General features: G+C 33.0%; 22 protein-coding genes and 1 pseudogene. 11 read left to right on the top strand and 12 right to left on the bottom strand.

The window, feature by feature from the left end; translation table 11 throughout:
* Positions 1–2: 2 nt before the first annotated feature.
* Complete coding sequence (locus KO361_01090; GenBank protein ID MCC7574168.1) at positions 3–257, bottom strand: DUF4282 domain-containing protein; 255 nt, start codon at positions 255–257, stop codon at positions 3–5.
* A gap of 108 nt (positions 258–365) precedes the next feature.
* On the opposite strand from KO361_01090, the gene KO361_01085 reads away from it, so the two are divergent.
* Positions 366–2,051 (top strand): tRNA uridine(34) 5-carboxymethylaminomethyl modification radical SAM/GNAT enzyme Elp3, encoded by a 1,686-nt coding sequence (locus KO361_01085; protein MCC7574167.1) that lies wholly within the window; start codon positions 366–368, stop codon positions 2,049–2,051.
* On the opposite strand, the gene prf1 is transcribed toward KO361_01085, so the two are convergent.
* Positions 2,048–3,166, bottom strand: a complete 1,119-nt coding sequence (prf1, locus tag KO361_01080) for a peptide chain release factor aRF-1 (GenBank protein ID MCC7574166.1) — start codon at positions 3,164–3,166, stop codon at positions 2,048–2,050. The genes KO361_01085 and prf1 overlap by 4 nt on opposite strands.
* A 381-nt stretch (positions 3,167–3,547) precedes the next feature.
* On the opposite strand from prf1, the gene KO361_01075 reads away from it, so the two are divergent.
* The gene (locus tag KO361_01075; protein MCC7574165.1) at positions 3,548–4,693 is read left to right on the top strand and encodes a Fic family protein; all 1,146 of its coding nucleotides are present in this window, start codon (positions 3,548–3,550) and stop codon (positions 4,691–4,693) included.
* A 13-nt stretch (positions 4,694–4,706) separates the two neighbouring features.
* Here the strand turns inward: KO361_01075 and KO361_01070 are convergent, their stop codons facing one another.
* Both KO361_01070 and KO361_01065 read right to left on the bottom strand, forming a co-directional pair.
* The gene (locus tag KO361_01070; protein ID MCC7574164.1) at positions 4,707–5,462 is read right to left on the bottom strand and encodes a class I SAM-dependent methyltransferase; all 756 of its coding nucleotides are present in this window, start codon (positions 5,460–5,462) and stop codon (positions 4,707–4,709) included.
* Between the two features lie 125 nt (positions 5,463–5,587).
* Positions 5,588–6,502 carry a hypothetical protein gene (locus KO361_01065; GenBank protein ID MCC7574163.1) on the bottom strand — a complete coding sequence of 305 codons (915 nt, stop codon included), beginning with the start codon at positions 6,500–6,502 and terminating at the stop codon, positions 5,588–5,590.
* A 155-nt stretch (positions 6,503–6,657) separates the two neighbouring features.
* On the opposite strand from KO361_01065, the gene thrS reads away from it, so the two are divergent.
* Positions 6,658–8,580 (top strand): threonine--tRNA ligase, encoded by a 1,923-nt coding sequence (gene thrS, locus KO361_01060; GenBank protein ID MCC7574162.1) that lies wholly within the window; start codon positions 6,658–6,660, stop codon positions 8,578–8,580.
* Positions 8,581–8,629: 49 nt separating this feature from the next.
* Here thrS and KO361_01055 read toward each other — a convergent pair whose 3' ends face one another.
* Positions 8,630–8,836: a hypothetical protein gene (locus KO361_01055; GenBank protein ID MCC7574161.1), complete on the bottom strand. Its 207-nt coding sequence runs from the start codon at positions 8,834–8,836 to the stop codon at positions 8,630–8,632.
* 121 nt (positions 8,837–8,957) lie between these two features.
* On the opposite strand from KO361_01055, the gene KO361_01050 reads away from it, so the two are divergent.
* Positions 8,958–9,569, top strand: coding sequence for a uracil-DNA glycosylase (locus KO361_01050; GenBank protein MCC7574160.1), 612 nt, complete (start codon positions 8,958–8,960; stop codon positions 9,567–9,569).
* Here KO361_01050 and KO361_01045 read toward each other — a convergent pair.
* The 3 genes from KO361_01045 to KO361_01035 are packed head-to-tail and all read right to left on the bottom strand — an operon-like array spanning position 9,566 to position 12,057.
* On the bottom strand, positions 9,566–9,748 hold the full coding sequence (locus KO361_01045; protein MCC7574159.1) for a hypothetical protein: 183 nt from the start codon (positions 9,746–9,748) through the stop codon (positions 9,566–9,568). The two genes, KO361_01050 and KO361_01045, sit on opposite strands and share 4 nt — an antisense overlap.
* Before the next feature lie 9 nt (positions 9,749–9,757).
* A complete protein-coding gene (locus tag KO361_01040; GenBank protein ID MCC7574158.1) occupies positions 9,758–10,411 on the bottom strand; it encodes a hypothetical protein in 654 nt (217 codons plus the stop codon).
* Positions 10,412–10,416: 5 nt separating this feature from the next.
* Positions 10,417–12,057: a hypothetical protein gene (locus KO361_01035; protein MCC7574157.1), complete on the bottom strand. Its 1,641-nt coding sequence runs from the start codon at positions 12,055–12,057 to the stop codon at positions 10,417–10,419.
* 129 nt (positions 12,058–12,186) lie between these two features.
* On the opposite strand from KO361_01035, the gene KO361_01030 reads away from it, so the two are divergent.
* The 5 genes from KO361_01030 (at position 12,187) to KO361_01010 (ending at position 13,872) form a co-directional block, all read left to right on the top strand.
* Positions 12,187–12,381: a winged helix-turn-helix domain-containing protein gene (locus KO361_01030; protein ID MCC7574156.1), complete on the top strand. Its 195-nt coding sequence runs from the start codon at positions 12,187–12,189 to the stop codon at positions 12,379–12,381.
* Positions 12,382–12,449: 68 nt separating this feature from the next.
* A complete protein-coding gene (locus KO361_01025) occupies positions 12,450–13,007 on the top strand; it encodes a DUF655 domain-containing protein (GenBank protein MCC7574155.1) in 558 nt (185 codons plus the stop codon).
* Positions 13,008–13,071: 64 nt separating this feature from the next.
* Positions 13,072–13,215, top strand: a complete 144-nt coding sequence (locus KO361_01020; protein ID MCC7574154.1) for a hypothetical protein — start codon at positions 13,072–13,074, stop codon at positions 13,213–13,215.
* Positions 13,216–13,399: 184 nt separating this feature from the next.
* Positions 13,400–13,603 (top strand): hypothetical protein, encoded by a 204-nt coding sequence (locus tag KO361_01015; GenBank protein MCC7574153.1) that lies wholly within the window; start codon positions 13,400–13,402, stop codon positions 13,601–13,603.
* Between the two features lie 56 nt (positions 13,604–13,659).
* Positions 13,660–13,872 (top strand): hypothetical protein, encoded by a 213-nt coding sequence (locus tag KO361_01010; protein ID MCC7574152.1) that lies wholly within the window; start codon positions 13,660–13,662, stop codon positions 13,870–13,872.
* A 7-nt stretch (positions 13,873–13,879) separates the two neighbouring features.
* Here the strand turns inward: KO361_01010 and KO361_01005 are convergent, their stop codons facing one another.
* Together KO361_01005 and KO361_01000 are read right to left on the bottom strand one after the other, a co-directional pair.
* On the bottom strand, positions 13,880–14,536 hold the full coding sequence (locus tag KO361_01005) for a hypothetical protein (protein MCC7574151.1): 657 nt from the start codon (positions 14,534–14,536) through the stop codon (positions 13,880–13,882).
* Between the two features lie 30 nt (positions 14,537–14,566).
* Positions 14,567–14,908 carry a hypothetical protein gene (locus tag KO361_01000; protein ID MCC7574150.1) on the bottom strand — a complete coding sequence of 114 codons (342 nt, stop codon included), beginning with the start codon at positions 14,906–14,908 and terminating at the stop codon, positions 14,567–14,569.
* A gap of 168 nt (positions 14,909–15,076) precedes the next feature.
* Between KO361_01000 and KO361_00995 the strand changes: the two genes are divergently transcribed.
* Positions 15,077–16,675 (top strand): TCP-1/cpn60 chaperonin family protein, encoded by a 1,599-nt coding sequence (locus KO361_00995; GenBank protein MCC7574149.1) that lies wholly within the window; start codon positions 15,077–15,079, stop codon positions 16,673–16,675.
* A 12-nt stretch (positions 16,676–16,687) separates the two neighbouring features.
* Here KO361_00995 and KO361_00990 read toward each other — a convergent pair whose 3' ends face one another.
* Complete coding sequence (locus KO361_00990) at positions 16,688–17,437, bottom strand: carotenoid biosynthesis protein (protein ID MCC7574148.1); 750 nt, start codon at positions 17,435–17,437, stop codon at positions 16,688–16,690.
* Positions 17,438–17,561: 124 nt separating this feature from the next.
* Here KO361_00990 and KO361_00985 point away from each other — a divergent pair, with 124 nt between their 5' ends.
* A complete protein-coding gene (locus KO361_00985; GenBank protein ID MCC7574147.1) occupies positions 17,562–18,647 on the top strand; it encodes a GTP-binding protein in 1,086 nt (361 codons plus the stop codon).
* Positions 18,648–18,715: 68 nt separating this feature from the next.
* Here the strand turns inward: KO361_00985 and KO361_00980 are convergent.
* A pseudogene (locus KO361_00980) lies at positions 18,716–19,573 on the bottom strand (ORF6N domain-containing protein).
* Positions 19,574–19,632: the final 59 nt, after the last annotated feature.

Raw genomic sequence — 19,632 nt, 5'->3', positions numbered from 1 at the left:
AATTATTTCTTCTTAGAACGAGTATTTTCCTCAATTCTAAACAAAACCAGAGCCACTTCTAACCATATCCTCAAGAATACATAAGCAGCAACAGCTCCCACAACGCCCATAATGAAAGAAACAAATCCTCCAAAAATAGACGCAATCACGCCCAAACCAAGAAAAATTATTACAACCATATTAATAATTTTAATAATCCTAGGCGTAACCAAACTCGTCATGAAGAAAAAATCTCCCCAAAAATCATTCTTCGCCATAAATATCAACCTCCTTAAAATTTAATACAAAGATTATTTAAATAATTTACTACAAAAAACAACAAAAAAGCCTAAACATTATTATAATAAACAAAATTACTAAACAACATGAACGAAGCAATACTGGACCAAGGATTCTTATCAGAAATATTAACATACTTAAAACAAAAACCAAACAAAAACCAAATAGCAAAGAAAAAAATAGAACTCTGTAGAAAATACGGCTTAAAAAAAATACCAACAGACATAGAATTATACTTGAATTTAGAAGAAACACCTGAACTAAAAAAAACACTACAAACCAAACCAGTAAGAACAATATCAGGCGTAGCAACCATAGCAATAATGACTCACCCAGCTAAGTGCCCGCACGGAAAATGCACATACTGCCCGGGAGGACAACAAAGCTACTTCGGAGACGTACCACAATCATACACAGGAAACGAACCAGCAACAATGAGAGGAATCAGAAACAACTACGATCCATACTTACAAGTATTTAACAGACTAGAACAATACATAGCAATAGGACAAAACCCAGAAAAAGCAGAAATAATAATCATGGGAGGAACATTCATAGCAACAAACAAAGAATACAGAGAACAATACATAACACAAGTATTCAACGCATTAAATGATTTCTCACAATTATTCTACGAAGAAGAATTTAATGCTAAAAAATTCAAAGAATTCTTCGAATTACCAGGAAGCATAAAAAACGAGGAAAGAGGAAATAGAATAAGAAAAAAAATCCTAGAACACAAACAAAAAAATAAAGACACACTAAAAGAAGCACAAAAAAAGAACGAAGACTCAAAAATAAAATGCGTGGGCCTAACAATAGAAACCAAACCAGACCAAGGCTTTAAGGAACACGGAAATCAAATGCTAGAACTAGGATGCACAAGAATAGAACTAGGAGTACAAACACTGAAAGATGACGTATTAAAAAAAGTAAAAAGAGGACACACCTTAGAAGATACAAAGAAAAGCATACAAGAACTAAAAGACCTAGGATTCAAACTAAATTTTCACATGATGCCAGGACTGCCTGATACAAGTAAAGAAGAAGAAAAACAAATATTCAAAGAACTCTTCAACAACGAAGATTACAAACCAGACATGCTCAAAATTTATCCACTAATGGTGATGCCAGGAACACCTTTGCACGAAGATTACAAAAAAGGATTATACAAACCCTTAAACACAGAAGACGCAATAAAAATATTAGCAGAAATTATCCCAGAAATACCAGAATATTGCAGAGTAATGAGAGTACAAAGAGACATACCACCAACGCAAGCAGAAGCCGGCGTAAACATGAGCAACTTAAGACAAGCAATAGACCAAGAAATACAAAAACAAGGAAAAAAAATAAAAGAAATAAGAGTAAGAGAAATAAAAAATCAAGAAATAAAAGAACCAACAACACTAAACGTAACAGAATACGAAGCAAGCAAAGGAAAAGAATACTTCATAAACGTAGAAGACGCAAACCAAAAACTACTAGGCTTCCTAAGATTAAGATTTCCAAGCACACAACTTAGAAAAGAAATAACAAATAAAACCGCGCTAATACGAGAATTACACGTATACGGAGAGGCAACAGCTCCACAAAAGACAGGAATAACACAACACAGAGGAATAGGCAAACAACTCATGAAAAAAGCAGAACAAATAACTAAAGAACAAGGAAAAAACAAAATAGTAATAATATCAGGAATAGGAGTCAGAAAATACTACGAAAAACTAGGATACCAACATGAAGGACCATACATGACTAAGAAAATCTAAGCATTATCTCCTACGTCATAACGAAGAATAGCAGCAAAACCACCCATGTCACGAAGCTGAGAACCTTCTCTTGTTTCAGTACTAATAATCTCAACGTTAGAACCAAACTGTTCAGCTTTCTCAATCAAATCATCAATAATGGCTTCATCAACAATATCAGAAATCAACAAAATATCAACGGCACCCATATCGAGCAAACGCTTACAATCAGCCAAACCATAAGTTACGGTACCGCTATTCTTAGATAATTTCTCAAAGAAACGCTGCATTAACTTCTTTTCCTCAACCACTGATTCTTCAGCTAACAAGTCCTGACTACGCTCCAACAACTCTTGCAAACCAAACTCATCAGTATAACTAAGATCCTTAACACCAATAACTTTATTCTTTAACTCAGTAGGTAAAAAACTACCTTCAACGAATTCATACTTAGTAGGACCGGGACCCCCAACAATCAAACCACGAAGCTCCTTCAACTCAAAAAACTGATCCTTAACCAAAGAACCAACACGCTGATAAAACTCCTTAGCAGCCAACTCACGATTCCTAGCAAAACGAACAGAAGACTGACCACCAGCCTTAAACTTACCAGGAACCATACTCTCAGCACTAGCAACAACAACTATGGACTTACCACGAAGAATAGCAATCGTAGCCTCCCTACGATCCATAGCAATTAAACCAAAAGAATCCTCATCAGCCAACATTTCACGAAGAGGCTCCAAAACGAATTCTTTATCACATCTATACAAACGCTGATTCAAAGGAATAGGAGGTTCAAAACTCCAAACTTGAAAATCTTGCTGACCCTCGCGCTCCGCGACGTTACCAGCAAAAATCACCAAGCCATTATTAGGAGTCCTAGAAAAAAGCTTCAAATGTTGAATAATTTTCTCCAAAGAAGAAATCACGTTATCACGAGTTTGCTTACTCTTAATATTAGAAGCAGTACCTTGCTCTTGAGAAATATGACTAACAATCTTATTCAAATCATAACCAGCAGGAACATACACAGAAACCAATTCCGTGCCTCGACCACGATGATTCTCAACTTCCTTAATGAATTTCTTAAGCTTAAACTTTTGCTTCTCATTAATCTTAACTAACTTAGCCATAAACAATATGAAACGAACAAGTATTTATAAATCTTTCAGGACAAACAACAAACAACAAACAAGTGAATTAAAAATTAAAAACCAAAGAAAACCTTTTTTAATAAAACAACATTCTCAAGAACAATGCCTGCGTAGTATAGTTGGACAGAACACGAGCTTGCGGAGCTTGAGACCGGGGTTCAAATCCCCGCGTGGGCACCTTCTTAAATTAAGTTTTTTTAGTTTATTTCCTAAAATTAGTTAATTTAGTGCTGTTTAATTTTTTTTGGTTTGGTGTTTTTGAATTGAGAGTTTGCGCGAATACATTTCTTAAATTAAGTTTTTTTAGTTTATTTCCTAAAATTAGTTAATTTTATATAGTTTTAAGTGTTTCTTTTGCTTATGCCAACAAAATACGATGTTTTTGCTAAGTTAATTGAAAAAAGCCCTTGCAGAGAATCGGAACTGGGTTTTAAATCAGAAGTATATGTTCAATTAAAAAATTTAGTAAAAATTGGTTGGGTAAAAGAACAAAATAAATTTTATGTTCCAATTAAAAATAACAAAACATTTTATGCATTTAAAACAATTAAATATTGTTTGAAAAATAATTTAGATTATAATTTATTTTTTTCAAAAAATATGCCTTTAATTTTAACAGATTTAATCAAAAACTTGCCAAATTTACGTCCACGTAAATTAAAAAATAACAAAGACATTTTAAATATTTTATCTTACTTAGAAAACAATCAATTCATCCTTGTTCATAAAAAAAAACCTTACATAGGGATAATGCTAAGACATCAATTATTTGATTATATTCTAGGTGTCTTTGATATTAAAATAAAAGTTCCTAAACCTAACATAGATTTTAAGGATGTTAAATTAAAAGTTAAAAAAATAAAGGGAAAGCCTGTAAATCCTTTTGATGAAGAAATTTTTTCTTTTCTCGCTGGTAGCGCTCAACTTGAAGGCGCGACTATTTCAATTGGGGAAACAAGAGATTTATTAGTTAAGGATATTTATCCTGAAAAGCCTCAAAAAGATATTCAAATGGTAAAAAACCTTAATGAAGCACTAATTTATGTTCTAGAAAATATTGATGAAGAAATAACTGAAAAACAAATAAAAAAAATCAATTACTTGATAATGTTTAGTATGCACAGGCACGCAGGCAAATATAAAATAACTCAAAACAAAATTCAAGGAAATCCTGATTTTAAAACAGTTATTCCTAGCAAAGTTCCTGAGCACATGAATTCTTTTTGCTCTGAAATAAAAAAAATAAATTCTGCTAATTGTTTAGATAAATTAGGTTGGATTCACAACGAATTTCAAAGAATACACCCTTTTGCTGATGGTAACAGTAGAACAACTAGGATGATTTTAAATTGGATAATGATGCAAAACGGTTTCCCTTTAATAATTTTGAAAATGGGTTCTTTCGATGAATACATGAATTTAACAAAACTCTCAAAGAAACGAGATGATGATGAACTAACACAATTTTTCTGGAACATACTTGTTCACGAAGAAATAAATAAATAATAAGTGCGAAAAACTATTTTTTTCTTGCTAAAATAAGATATCTTTTAGAAGAAAACTCTAATTTTCCTTCTTTTTCTATTTTTTTATGGAGTCTCAATAAAACTTCTTTGTATTTCTCAACACCAAAATTATTTATTGTCCAAGGAATGACTTTAAGAACAAAAACTAAGGCTTTAATATCTTTAAAAAAAGTTTTACCTTCCCATTCCTCTGCCCTTTCAATTTTAAAACCTTCTTTTTTTAATTTTTCAACAACGATTGATAAAGTGTTATCAGGCCAATTAGGAGTATCGCCAAATTCAGACATTAAATCAGACCAATTATTTGCTTCAACTTGTTGCGTGAAAAAAATACCGTCTTTGCGAATGATCCTGCTAAGTTCTTTAACATTAAAAGCACCATGTCTATTAAGCACCAAATCAAACTCACCTGTTTCAAAAGGAAGATTTTCATTATTTGTGACAAACATAACTTTTCCTCCGAAAGCATCTAAAGCCTTTTGCGCAACAGAAACATTTGGTTCATATTTCTCAATAGCTTTAACATTAAACGGTTTAAAAGTTGATAAAATTTTACAATAAACTTCTGCGCCTCCTGTGCACATATCTAAAACAGATTCAGAATTTTTAATAAAATTCTTCGCATTTCCTTCATAATCCCAATCAGGATATCCTTCATCGTAACGATTACCTAAATACGAAAAATCCCATCCTTCGAAGCTCTTTTTTTCTTCTTTTTTCCATTCATTTATTAAATCAATATCTTTCATACTATTGATAAAAAATTTATCAAAGTATATAAAATAAACGCGAAATTATATGATTGATTGATTTGATAGAGTGATTTGAACCTGAAAAGTCCAAGTCCCCGCGTGGGCATTCCTATTAAAAAAATTTAATCAAAAAGCAAATCCAAGATTTCTCTTCGCTCATTTTTAACTTCGTCAAAAGATTTACCAAAAACAAAACCACTAAAAACATTCCTTGCCAAACCAGAAAAATAATTAACAGGCTTACTATCATTATAAGAAACACTTCTCAAACCCCTAACGAAATCATCAGAAACAACATAATTATTAGAAAAACACTCAACAAAATCCTTTAAAGGCAAACCAGAATTATAAGAACCAGAAATAATGAATTGAGAAGCATCACGCGCAAAATCCTCGTTAGCAATAGTTTTCTTAGCAAACCTAAGATTAGTAAAATACGCTTTACCTTCAGAATACTCAACGATGAAAGCAGTAGGATCACCAACAACGTAATTATGCTCATGCATAACACTAAGAGAACCAAATAACTCATTAAGAGCTTTAACTTTTTCAAAATCAGGCCGTTCATCACTAAGATACTTAGCTAAATTAACCATGTCGGGCTTAGCTTCAAAAACCAATAATTCATCAGTGCTTAAATCAAGAACAAGATTTAAAACAGGCAAAGAAGAAACACTTGATTCTTCATAAAAATTTTTTCTAGAACTAATAAAATCAGAATCAACAGTAGAAAAACCTTTATTCCAAGTATTTTCAAAGAATTTCCTAAAATTATTAAGAACTAATCTCTCAACTAAACTATCAGATTCCAAAAAATAATCTTTGTTATCAAGAGAAACAATTCTTCCCTGATTCTTATATTGCTCAAGAGACAAACCCTTAACGTAACTTTTGTAAACAGACTCTTTATTAAAAGAATCTTTTTCAGAAATATCAGAAAAAAACAAAACATCACGAACACAAAAATTATCAACTCTATTATTAGAACTAACAGGCACTAATACTAAATCCTCTAAATAATTTTTTGAAAAAAACATATTTAACTAATAAAGTAAAACAACAAAAACATATAAATGTTGTGTCATCTAGTAGTAGTTATAAAACATTATTGTGTGGATTAATCAAAAAACTTTATAAAAAAAAGAAACACACGAATTAATCAAAAACAAATAATATTTTCAAGAGGTAAAAAATGACTAAAGAAATAACTCTAGAATTCCCAGATGGATTAAAGAAAAAATACGAAGAAGGAATAACAGGAGAAGAAATAGTAAAAAACATATCAGAAGGACTAGCAAGAAAAACCATTTGTTACTCAATAAACGAAGAACTAAAAGACTTGTATGAACCAATACGAACTAATGGAACAATCAAATTCTTAACCTTTGAAGACGAAGAAGGACAAGACGTATTCAGACACTCGTCTGCTCACTTAATGGCACAAGCAATACTACGCGTATTCCCAGAAGCAAAACTAACAATAGGACCAGTAGTAAAAGAAGGATACTACTACGATATTGATCACGCACCATTCAAACAAGAAGACCTAGAAAAAATAGAACAAGAAATGAACAAAATAGTAAAAGAAAACTTACCAGTGAAAAGAAAAGAACTAACACAAGAACAAGCACAAGAACTATTCAAAGACAACAAATACAAACTCGAATTACTAAAAGGCATAGGATTAGACGAAGAAAACTACAAAGATAAAATCACTGTTTACGAACAAGGAGAATTCTCAGATTTATGCAGAGGACCACACGTTCCCAGAACAGGAATGATAAAAGCATTCAAAATCACTAAAATAGCAGGAGCATACTGGAGAGCAGACGCAAAAAACAAACAACTACAAAGATTATACGGAATAAGCTTCCCAGAAAAAAAACAACTACAAGAACACTTACACTTAATAGAAGAAGCAGAAAAAAGAGACCATAGAAAAATAGGAAAAGCCCTAGACCTATATTTTTTTAATGACGTAAGCCCAGGCGCAGCATTCTTCCACCCAAAAGGAACAATCATATACAACGAATTACTAACCTTTTTAAGAGAAGAATACAAAAAAAGAAAATACCACGAAGTCATAACACCATTAATATATGACAAATCACTATGGGAAACCTCAGGGCACTGGGAACACTACAAAGAAAACATGTTTTTACTAAACATAGATGAAAGAGAATTCTCATTAAAACCAATGAATTGTCCAAGCCACCTAATATTATTTAAAAACATAACAAGAAGCTACAGAGACCTACCACTAAAAATAGCTGACTTCGCACCCCTACACAGAAACGAACTAAAAGGAGTCCTAGGAGGACTAACCAGAGTAAGAAGATTCTCACAAGACGACGCACACATCTTCTGTACTAAAGAACAACTACAACAAGAAATACTAGACTTACTAGACTTCACAGAGTACATATACAAAAAAATATTCAAATTCGAATACAAAATAAAACTAAGCACGAAACCAGAAAAAGCAATGGGCTCCTCAGAATTATGGACTGAAGCAGAACGCGCACTAAAATTAGCACTAGACCACAAAAACATGATTTATGAAATAAAAGAAGGAGAAGGCGCATTCTACGGACCAAAAATAGACTTCGACATAAAAGACGCATTAGGACGAGACTGGCAATGCTCAACAATACAACTAGACTTCCAAATGCCAGAACGATTCAAAGCAACATACGAAGGAGAAGACGGAACCAAACACTACCCCATCATGGTGCACAGAGCAATCCTAGGATCACTAGAACGATTCATCGGCGTACTAATAGAACACTACGCAGGAAAACTACCACTATGGCTCAGCCCAGTACAAGTAAAAGTATTAACAATAACGGACAAACAAAACATTTACGCAGATAAAATAATAGAATACCTAGAACAAAAAGGAATACGCACAGAAAAAGATTACAAACCAGAAACAATGGGTAAAAAAATCAGGAACGCACAATTAGAACAAGTAAAATACATAATAGTACTAGGAGAAAAAGAACAACAAAACGAAACAATCAACGTAAGAACTCGCGACGGAGTAATACACGGAGAAGCAAAACTAGACAAATTCACAGAACAAATAATACAAGAAATCAAAGAAAAACAATAATCAAAAAAGTATTATTTAACAAAGAATCATAAAAGAACCCAAAAAAAAGTTATTTACGCTTACCCTTAACATTTTTCTCTTCAAAAGCCTGCTCGTAAGCATCATCGCCCTCAAAGTTCTTTTTCACTTTTTCTTTAACTTCGTCATAACCAGCCATGAACGCCTCTTCCTCAGGAGAAATCTGATCATTATCAACTAATTCCTCACGAGACTCATCGTCATACACTTCCTCGAAATCATCACGGTCTTCATCCATAAACTAATTCTTTCTCGAAGTTGTTTAAATACTTTTCTATCATACAAAATAATTATTACAAAACTTAAAATGAGCTAAAAAACACAAAAAAATAAAAATAACAACAACTAAAAACAAATAAATGACACAAACAACATTAAGAGAAGATTCAAAACAAGAACAACTAAAAATAATAGAACAAGAAATAAAAGAAAACCTGAACTGCCCACTAAAAAAAACAGCCACTAACTTAGTATTCGGAAAAGGAAACCCCGACGCTAAGATATTATTCATAGGAGAAGCACCTGGAGAAAAAGAAGACCAACAAGGAATACCCTTCGTAGGATCCGCAGGAAAAAAACTAGACGAACTACTAAAAAAAATAGACCTAACCATGGAAGACGTGTACATCGCCAACATCCTAAAATACAGACCACCAAAAAACAGAAACCCAACCACAGAAGAAATAAAAAATCATACACCTTACCTAATAAAACAAATAAAAATAATAAACCCACAAATAATCTGCACCCTAGGAAATTACGCAACAAAATTCGTACTAGCAGGATTCACAACGAACGGAATGAACAAAATACAAGGAATAACAAAGCTACACGGAGAAACACAAAAAATAAACGAACTAATAATAATGCCTATGTACCACCCTGCAGCAACACTATACAACCCCGACTTAAAAGAAACACTAGAAAAAGACTTCGAAAAACTCAAACAAAAAATAAACAACCAAAACTAATCATCCTCAACCTCGTGAATTTCCTCAACTCTACGCTTCGCATTCTTATAAGTAACATTCAACAACAAAGAATTCTCCTTCCTCAAACGCTCAATCTCTCCATCCTTCCGAACAATCTCTTCCCTCAACAACTTAATGACAGCATCCTTCGATAAAGGCTTTTCCTTAGGAACTTTCACAAAACCACCTCAAACACCCAAAACATCCTCAGCCTCAGAAAAATCATCAACAAAAACATGAGCCGAATTACTAAAAGTAGTAATAGTACCATTCTTCAAATCAAGCTTCTTAGAAACAAAGCTCATCAAACAAAACAACTGATAAATATTAGCAGGCCAACCAAAAAACAAATCATTACTACGAATATGACAATTCATATTAAGCTTATCATCAACGACCCTGAACTGAACATAAATAATACCAGGAGTATTCTTATTATCAATCTTAGAATCCTCACAAGGATCATAAAAAACAAGAACTGCGCGCCTAGAACTAGGATCCCTAGAAAGCAAAGGAATAATAAAAGAATTAATCTGATCAAGCTCATTACCAAAACCAAAAATTCTACCACCATAAGTATACTCATAAATAGGAGCCTGAAACTCCTTAAACATAATACCAGACAACTCCTCCTTAGAAGGATAAACCCATTTCTTAGACTCAATCATGGTCTTAATAGGTTCATCAACACCAGAATCATCAACACACTCAAGATTCAAAACAAGATTAAATAACTCACGACAAACCCTACTATCATTATCAGTAAAATCTCTACCATTATCCCTAATAAGCAAAACCGCGCGCTTCCACAAATCCAAAGCACTATTACTCGTAAGCTCCATAAACATCACCTAAAAAAACTATCCAAAGTAACCTCGCCACTCAAAGACCTAAAATCATAAGTAAAAAAAGGCAAATAATGATTAGTTAACAAAAAATGAAACTCAGAAATTATCTCCTCAGGCAAAGACCTAGAATCCCTAAAAAAACGAACCCTATCCCCGCCCCTAAAAACCTTATACAAAGACTCTCTCCTACGAATGTCCCTAACAATAATATCAGAATAATAATCAGACAAACTCTTAATCAAAACCTTCTTATAAATCCTAGGACTCAAAAAATCCTTATCAAAACGCCTAAACGCACTAGACAAAACAATCTTAAAACGAATAGGAATACCACAAGATCTAAAAATAGTCTCCTCAGACTTACAGAATTCATCCAACTCATCAACCGCGCTCATCAACAAATCATTAAAAATCACGAAACCAGAATCCTTATCCTGCTCCTGACTAAACAACAAATCATAATTCCACAACCTAATATAATTATAAGAAAAACTAAAAAACTTACTCTGAAAACCCTGATTAAGCTTATTCACAGGCCTAAACAAAGAATCAGATTTCTTACGCTGAGTAGAAGTAGCCAACAACAAAGCACGAGCAATCTTCATAATCAACTCACGAAACGCAGAATAATTAACCTTATCCTTAAAAGAACGATAAATATCAATATAAATACTAGTCTCAGAACAACAAACACCAATCGTTTTCCCACGAACCTTAGAACAATAAAGCTCCCAATCCTGCTCATCAAAAGTATAAGCACCAGCCCTACCAATCATATAAGGAGCCTTATGCAAATCAACATTCTGAACATTAACCCTTATCTTCTTCTCAGAAAAATTCTTAACCACGCTACTAATCAAACGATTCTGACCAGACAAAGTCTTAGAATTAGTCTGAAAAATCACAAAGACCTTATCAGGATTAACCTCAGAAAAAACATCAAAAAAATCACTCAACCTAACATAATTCCTAACCTTAGTCAAATCAAAAACAAGATTAACATACTTATTATAATCCTTAGTATCAATATTAATCTTACGCAAAAAATTAGTCTGCTCCTCAACAGAACTCTTATCAACCACGTCCTGAAAATCCAACAAACCAACAACGTCATTAAAAATAGGATATGACTCACTAAGAGTTTCATACAACTTCTTAATACTTTGAAAACGAGAACACTCCAACACAAAAGAATTAATCTTAGTAAGCCAATTCTGAGAATCAAAACGCTTCACAACCCTATCATCCTCGTACTCCTCAATACCAGACAAAAAAGGAACATCATCCTTTAAAGAAGAAATACTCTCAACCACGCGCCTAACCGCGAAATCCTTCTTATCAAGAACAATTTTTTCATGATTCAAACAAAAAAACTTTTCACCCTTACCAACAACCCTAGTAATCTTAATAAAATCATCCTCAGATAACTTATTCAAATGATACAACAACTTCCTATGAAGACGAGCCTTATTCCGCTTACCAATCTTAACCAACTCAAAATCACGCTGAGGATTATTCATCAAAGAAACCAACTCCTCATACTCAGAAGGAAAAACACTCTTAACCAAAACAGTCGTAGAAATATCAGAATTCTTACTCAAAGTCAATGCTTGAATAATTCTCTGCTCAATCTTATTCATAAAAACCACCAAACAACCATGAAAAAACTAATTGTAACACTTATTTATAATGATTTTTATTAATTTTTTCATTCCAAACCAAGAAAAACAAGCAAAGCTTTATATATTGATAACACAATGTAACAAAATATGGGACAACAAGAAGTATACGATTTCCTCGTAAAAAACAAAAAAGGATGGTACACATCTAAAGAAATAAGCGAATCAATAAACGCAAGCATAGGATCAGTAACTATGTCCTTAAAAAAATTAAGAAAAGCCAATCTAGTAAAATTTAAAACAGCAGGCAAACGAAACACGTATTCTTACCAAATACAAGCATGAAAGGCAAAATATATAAATATGTGAACAAATTCACTAATCACTAATGAGTAAATTGGGGGATGTAAATGATGCAAAACAGAAGAGAAGAAACAGCGATAGTTCTAGACTTTTTGCTAAACGGCTATTCATACGACAACAGTCCGAGCCATTTGAAAACCCCTATAGTTCAAGCTCTTGGGATTAACAACTTCACAATCCTAGAATTAGTACCAAGAAAAGGAATATTCTTACAACCATTCGAAACAGTGTACGTAGGACAATCAAAAAGAGACAAAATACACCACATAAACGGAAGAATACCCTACACGAAACTAACCAGCACAGCGAAAGCAGAACTAGAACACGCAGTGAAAGACATAGTGCATAAAGAAGAAAAAAGATTCATAGAATTCTTCAACGAAGCAAAACCACTAAACACGAGGATACACACCCTAGAATTCTTACCAGGAGTAGGAAAAAAACACATGATGGAAATAATAGAAGAAAGAAGAGACAAACCATTCAGCGACTTCAAAGACTTAAAACAACGCGTAAAACTAATACAAGACCCAGAAAAACTCATAGTAAAAAGAATAGTTCAAGAACTAGAAGGAAAAGAAAAATACAACTTATTCGTATCAAGATAATTCTATAATTATTTTCATTAAAAAATATAAACAAAGACTCATTACTAATAATAAGGTGAGGGGTTTGAAGAATATCTACGTAGAAAGGTTCCAGAAGAAACTAGGTTGCGGAGCCACAGTGACAAGATTCAGAGAAACAGTATTCGAAGACGACGAAGAAAGACAAGGACAATACTTCAAAGATAAACTCTGGGAAGAAGAAAATTAAAAAAAAAACAAAGAGGAGCTAAAAGCAACTAATCTAGGTTTTCCTATTCAAAAAAAATTATTTTTGCTGCCAGCTACGGAGCAGGACCTCAAAAAAAGTCCTGCCCTAGTAACTGAAAATTCTAAGTATTTCATCCGATAAATTTATATGCTAAACAATAAACCAAAAAAATAGGTGATTAATAATGACTGAAGAAAAAAACCCAATGGACGAACAATACGAAGAGCTAGCAACAGAAGACTTAGTATATGGGAATCATCATGCACTAAACACGTTACTAGACATACTAATAGAAAAAGGCATAATCAGTGAACAAGAATTCAAAGATAAACTAGATGCCGTAATAGAAGAAAGCGAAAGCGTAGAAGACGTAAAAATAGACCAATAAACACTGGACAAATACGCGCGCAGAACTTTTTAAACAAACCATTTTCTTATTTTTTTATGTTCTTCGAAATAAACAATACAGTTCAAGACACAAACAAACTACTAAGAAAAAGACTACTAATCAAAAAAAACATACAACGAATTCTAGAAGAACAACCACTACTACAAAGAATAAACAAAGAAGAATACTACTGCGAAGAATCAATGCAAATAATAAAAATAAAAACACAAAACATAGAAGAATACACAAACAATAACTTCACATTATAAAAAAAAACTAAAAAGGCTTCCTAGCAATAGTACCAGGACTCTTCCTACCAACAACAGGACCATCAAAAACCTCGAAGCCCGCACTAACAAGATTATTCCTAACAAACTTAGCACAAGAATAAGTAAACAACAACGCACCAGGATTCATTTTACCAAACAAAGAACTAAAAACACTTAAAGACCACAAATCAGGAACCTTACTAGGAGAAAAAGCATCAAACAAAACAAAATCAGCCATCTCCAAAACATCATGAATCCTAGTAGTAAAATCACCAAAAACCATATTCAAAAACAAACCTTCCCTAACCAAAGAATCTTGTTCCCTTAACAAAAAATTATTAACAAACTCCTTAACAAAAACATAACTACTAAAACCAGGATTTAACAAAGCAACCTTACCAAGAATACTTTTATCATTCTCAAAACAAAAAAACCTCAACTCTTTATATTTAACCAAATCAATAACAGCAGCGGAATTATAACCAAGACCAAAACAAACATCATAAACAACGACTTCATCCTTAACAGGAAGAAACCTCGCAACCAACTCAGCATATTTCTTCCTAGACTCTTCCTCCGCGCCACTAACAGAATGATAAGAATCCTGAACTAATTCATTAAAAAAAGTAACAGAACCATCCTCAGTAACAATTTCCTTAAGCAAAATAAACAACTCCTGAACCCCAAAAAAAAATTATTCCTCGCTACCCAGCATCAAAATAGACCTAATAGCAATAACCAAACCAGACGCGGACACGAAAGCACTAAAATTCATCAACACACCCTTAAGCAAACCAGTAGCCATAGTGCCAAGGTAAGGCTCAATCAATATAATACCTGAACTAACCACTATTAAAGCAATAATAGAAACCAGGTACTGCGTAATCTCAGATTTCTTAATATTCATAAAACCAACACTAATACCCAAAAGAAAAAGAATCAAAGACAAACCAGGAATAACCAAGAAACCACTCATAATAGCCAAAACTAAACCAGTAATAAAAGCCCACTTACCCAAAAAAAATTTACCATGCATAAAGATACCTCAAACAATTTTTTTAAAATAATAAAAAAAAGATAATAAAAACTCAATTAAATACTTTTGGATTATAACAAAAAAAAGAACTCGTAAAAAAGCTTTTATATAAAGATACATTACCAAAACTAATACAACATTATGAACTCAAAAAAAGGAAGAATCAAAATGACAAACAAAAAAGATCACGAACAATACATATTACCAGAAGGCACACAAAGAAACACAGGAAGAAACGCACAAAGAATGAACATATTAGCAGCGAGATTAATAGCAGAAACAGTGCGCTCAACACTAGGACCAAAAGGCATGGATAAAATGCTAGTAGACGAAGAAGGAAACATAACAGTAACAAACGACGGAGTCACAATACTAAAAGAAATGAACATAGATCACCCATCAGCGAAGATGGTAATAGAAATCGCGAAGACACAAGAAGAAGAAGTAGGCGACGGAACCACAACGGCGGTGGTACTAGCAGGAGAATTACTAAAAAAAGCAGAAGAATTACTAGATTCAGGAATACATCCAACAATCATAGTGAAAGGATACAGATTAGCAAACCAAGAAGCACTAAGAATACTAGAAAAAACAGCAAAACCAATAAACAAAGAAGATAAAGAAACACTAATAAAAATAGCAGAAACAGCTATGACTGGCAAAGGCGCAGAAGAAAACAAAGAAAAATTATCACTAATAATAGTAGAAGGATTACTAGAACTAGCAACACGCGACGAAACAAATCTAAGAAGCAACATATCAGTAAAAAGAAAAATAGGAAATAACGCGTCAGAATCAGAACTCATAAGAGGCGTAATAATAGATAAAGAAAAAACACATCCTGACATGCCAACAAAAATAACAAACGCGAAAATACTATTACTAGATACGCCTTTAGAAATAAAAAGCACCGCTTCCGAAACAAAAATATCAATAAACACGCCGGAAATGATGCAATCATTCATAGACATAGAAGAAAAAACCCTGAAGAACCTAGTAGAAAAAGTAAAAAAAACAGGAGCAAATACGTTATTTTGCCAAAAAGGAATAGATGACTTAGCACAATACTTCCTAGCAAAACAAGGAATATACGCGATTAGACGAGTAAAAAGAAGCGACATGAAAAAATTAAGCCAAGCAACAGGCGCAAAAATAATCAGTGATTTAGACGACGCAGAAAACACGATAGGAACTGCTGGAATAGTAGAACAAGTAAGAACAGGCGAAGATTACATAACGCTAGTAAAAGAATGTAAGAATCCAAGAACACTATCAATCCTAATAAAAGGATCAACGAGTCACGTAGCAGACGAAACCGCTCGCGCAGTTGAAGACGCAATAGGAGACGTAGCAACAGTGATACAATCAAAAAAAGCAGTACCAGGCGCAGGAAGCACAGAGATCCTGCTGTCAAAAAAACTTAAAATTTATGCACACACCTTAAAAGGAAGAGAACAACTAGCAGTACAAAGCTTCGCAGAAGCATTCGAAATAATACCAAAAACACTAGCAGAAAACGCGGGACTAGACCCTATAAATGTGCTAACAGAATTAAAACATGCACACGACGCAAACAAAAACGAAGAAGGAATAAACGTATTTAACGGAGAATTAATGAATTCTTGGCAAGAAGGAGTAATAGAACCACTAAAAATAAAATCACAAGCAATAAACAGCGCAACAGAAGTAGCCACGATGATACTAAGAATAGACGACGTCATACTATCAGAAAAACAAAAAACAAGAAACGAACCAAAAGAACTATGACTAACACAAAAATTATTTCTTCATTAACTTATGACCTAAGTAAAACAATAACGAAACACCAATAATTGAAGGAACAACAAAGCCTTGCATAATAACAATCACGGTCCAAAACAAATTACCAAAAAAAGCACTAAACAAAACATTACTACTCATCCCGAATTTATCTTTAACAAACAAATAAATAATTAAAACACCTATAGCACCAGAAAAAATCCATCCAAGGAAATTACTAAAAGGAATACCATAATAAAAACCATTAATACCCCACTCCCAAAAATTAATACTAATAGAACCAGGATCAAGAACCAAATCAAAAACCATTAAAACAAAACCACCAACAACGACTTTTTTTAACAACAAAAACCAATCACGATTATTCTTATTAATCCAAGACTTATTATTAAAAAAATCCTCAGTCAAAAACCAAGAAGCAATAACCAAAGGAACCCAACCAAAACTAACAGTCCAAGGAATAACACCAACAAAAAAACCAAGCTTATCAGTGTAATTAAAAAAACCATAAGGAAAACCAGTAACAACACCAAGAGTCTCAATGAACATAGAAAAAAAAGAAAGCAACAACAAAACAACTAATCCCTTACGCTTAGTTGCTTTAACAAAATAACAATAACAAGGAATAGCCAAAACAACCATGAACAAAGTAGAAATCAAAACATAACTACTCTGATAATCAAGTAAAACAACGAAGAAAGCACTCAAAGCAACAAATAAACCAATAAAAAACATAAACATCTTCTTCATAAAAAAAAGAAAACCCGAACAATATTTAAATATTCATAAACAAATATTTTAAGAAAAATAACGAACCACGTTTTAAAGAATATAAACATCAAGATTTAAATAATACTTCTAAATCACAAGTACTGTGGGAAACGAAGACAAGATAAAAGAACTAGAAGACTTAATAGCTAATTCACAATACAACAAAAGAACCCAAAAAGCCATAGGAATCTACAAAGCACAACTCGCAAAGCTAAAAGAAAAAGAAGCAAGCAGAAGCGGAGGAGGCGGAGGAGAAGGCTTCGCAGTAAGAAAAACAGGCGACGGCACAGTAGTACTACTAGGATTCCCAAGCGTAGGAAAAAGCACATTACTAAACAACTTAACAGACGCGGACTCAGAAGTAGGCGCATACGCATTCACCACTTTAACAACAGTACCAGGAATGCTAGATTACGAACACGCAAAAATACAAATCCTAGACGTACCAGGAATCGTACACGGCGCAGCCACGGGGCGAGGAAGAGGAACAGAAGTATTCTCAGTACTAAGAAGCGCAGATCTAATCCTAATATTAATAGATGTGAACAACCCGAACCACTACGAAGCCATCCTAAAAGAAATAAACGATTCAGGAATCAGAATAAACCAAGAAAAACCAGACGTAAAAATAAAAAAAACCAGCAAAGACGGAATAAAAATAAGCAAAACAGTGAAACTAGAACTAGACGATGACACAATAAAAGAAGTACTAAAAACATTCAGAATAAACAACGCAGACGTAGTCATAAGAAGCCAAATAAACGTAGACCAACTAATAGACTGCATAGAAGCAAACAAAATATTCGTACCCTCAATCACGATCCTAAACAAAGTAGACATGGTAACAAAAGAAGAAGCAGAACGCGTCGCAAAAAAAATAAAAGCGGACCTAAAAATAAGCGCAGAAAAAAAATATCACATAGAAGAACTAAAAGACCTAATCTACACAAAACTAAACCTCATCAGGATATACATGAAAGAACCAGGAAAAGAACCAGACCTAGACATACCACTAATAATAGCAAAAAAAAGCACAGTAAGAGACGTATGCAGCAAACTACACAAAGACTTCATAAGCAAATTCAAATTCTGCAGGATATGGGGAGAATCCGCGAAGTTCCCAGGACAAAAACAAAGCCTAAAACACATCCTAAAAGACAAAGACATACTCGAAATACACCTACGATGAAAAACAAACTAACAAAAAACCAATCTAAAATCAATTCAAAAAAAAACTACAAAAAAACTAAAATCAAGTTAATTAATTCTTGACAAAACAAAATCAGAACCAATACCAAGCTTAGAGAAAGCAAACCATTTTTTGCCGAGGTCTTTCAAACTCGCCCCGAAATGAAACAAATCACCATTAATAATCAAAAAACGATCATGACTTAAACCAAATTCAACAATTTCCCAACCACCAAATTGTTCATTAAATTTATCTTTCGCAAACAACAATTTACTAGACAAATTCTTAGTATAAATCTTCACTGAAACACCCTTTGCTTTATCAGAAAATAACTTCAAAGTGTTCTCATCCACATAATTATCAATAAGAATAATTTCTCACTTCGCTTTTTTAATCAAATCAGAAACAAACAAAAAAGCATCAAAAACCTGACCATCAAAAAAAATACCCCGCACAGGAAATCTTTTTTGTTCCATCGCCTCAAAAATCTTATTAAAATTATCATCATAAGCTAAAAATTTTTGATTAATCCTATGAAATTTCTCAAAAACATCAACATTTTGAAATAAAAAACGACGCATATCAATAAAAGCACGCATAATCTTAACATTAACCTCAACAGCTTTTTTACTACGCAAAACACTAGAAAGCATAGCCACGCCCTGCTCTGTGAAAGCAAAAGGTAAAAATCTTTTTTTAATCCAACTAATATTTGCTGTCGCAATTTGCGACCGCAAAATCTCAAAATCAGATTCACTTAATTGAAACATGAAATCCTCTGGAAAACGCTCAATGTTCCTTTTAACTTGCTCATTTAATCTAGTTGTGGACACACCATAAAGCTCTGCTAAATCAGAATCAAGCATTACTTGCTTACCACGAATATTGCGAATCTTTTGTTTAATAGATATTTCTACTTCATTCATACACTGAAAAGAACAGGTCTTATTTTAATAATGATTACGAGTAAAAAACCGGAAAAACA

The sequence above is a fragment of the Candidatus Woesearchaeota archaeon genome (genome assembly GCA_020854775.1).
Taxonomy (GTDB): Archaea; Nanobdellota; Nanobdellia; order Woesearchaeales; family 21-14-0-10-32-9; genus 21-14-0-10-32-9.
Note: the sequence above shows the minus strand (reverse complement) of the source record. Positions and strands in the feature narration are given on the sequence as shown.

Bases quoted from the DNA above. Each gene is read 5' to 3' on its own strand.
- KO361_01085 (MCC7574167.1), top strand. From the start codon at position 366: ATGAACGAAGCAATACTGGACCAAGGATTCTTATCAGAAATATTAACA.
- KO361_01050 (MCC7574160.1), top strand. From the start codon at position 8,958: ATGACACAAACAACATTAAGAGAAGATTCAAAACAAGAACAACTAAAA.
- KO361_01035 (MCC7574157.1), bottom strand. From the start codon at position 12,057: ATGAATAAGATTGAGCAGAGAATTATTCAAGCATTGACTTTGAGTAAG.
- KO361_01030 (MCC7574156.1), top strand. From the start codon at position 12,187: ATGGGACAACAAGAAGTATACGATTTCCTCGTAAAAAACAAAAAAGGA.
- KO361_01025 (MCC7574155.1), top strand. From the start codon at position 12,450: ATGCAAAACAGAAGAGAAGAAACAGCGATAGTTCTAGACTTTTTGCTA.
- KO361_00995 (MCC7574149.1), top strand. From the start codon at position 15,077: ATGACAAACAAAAAAGATCACGAACAATACATATTACCAGAAGGCACA.
- KO361_01055 (MCC7574161.1), bottom strand. From the start codon at position 8,836: ATGGATGAAGACCGTGATGATTTCGAGGAAGTGTATGACGATGAGTCT.
- KO361_01090 (MCC7574168.1), bottom strand. From the start codon at position 257: ATGGCGAAGAATGATTTTTGGGGAGATTTTTTCTTCATGACGAGTTTG.
- prf1 (MCC7574166.1), bottom strand. From the start codon at position 3,166: ATGGCTAAGTTAGTTAAGATTAATGAGAAGCAAAAGTTTAAGCTTAAG.
- thrS (MCC7574162.1), top strand. From the start codon at position 6,658: ATGACTAAAGAAATAACTCTAGAATTCCCAGATGGATTAAAGAAAAAA.
- KO361_01010 (MCC7574152.1), top strand. From the start codon at position 13,660: ATGTTCTTCGAAATAAACAATACAGTTCAAGACACAAACAAACTACTA.
- KO361_01040 (MCC7574158.1), bottom strand. From the start codon at position 10,411: ATGGAGCTTACGAGTAATAGTGCTTTGGATTTGTGGAAGCGCGCGGTT.
- KO361_01075 (MCC7574165.1), top strand. From the start codon at position 3,548: ATGCCAACAAAATACGATGTTTTTGCTAAGTTAATTGAAAAAAGCCCT.
- KO361_01065 (MCC7574163.1), bottom strand. From the start codon at position 6,502: ATGTTTTTTTCAAAAAATTATTTAGAGGATTTAGTATTAGTGCCTGTT.
- KO361_01015 (MCC7574153.1), top strand. From the start codon at position 13,400: ATGACTGAAGAAAAAAACCCAATGGACGAACAATACGAAGAGCTAGCA.
- KO361_00990 (MCC7574148.1), bottom strand. From the start codon at position 17,437: ATGAAGAAGATGTTTATGTTTTTTATTGGTTTATTTGTTGCTTTGAGT.
- KO361_01070 (MCC7574164.1), bottom strand. From the start codon at position 5,462: ATGAAAGATATTGATTTAATAAATGAATGGAAAAAAGAAGAAAAAAAG.
- KO361_01000 (MCC7574150.1), bottom strand. From the start codon at position 14,908: ATGCATGGTAAATTTTTTTTGGGTAAGTGGGCTTTTATTACTGGTTTA.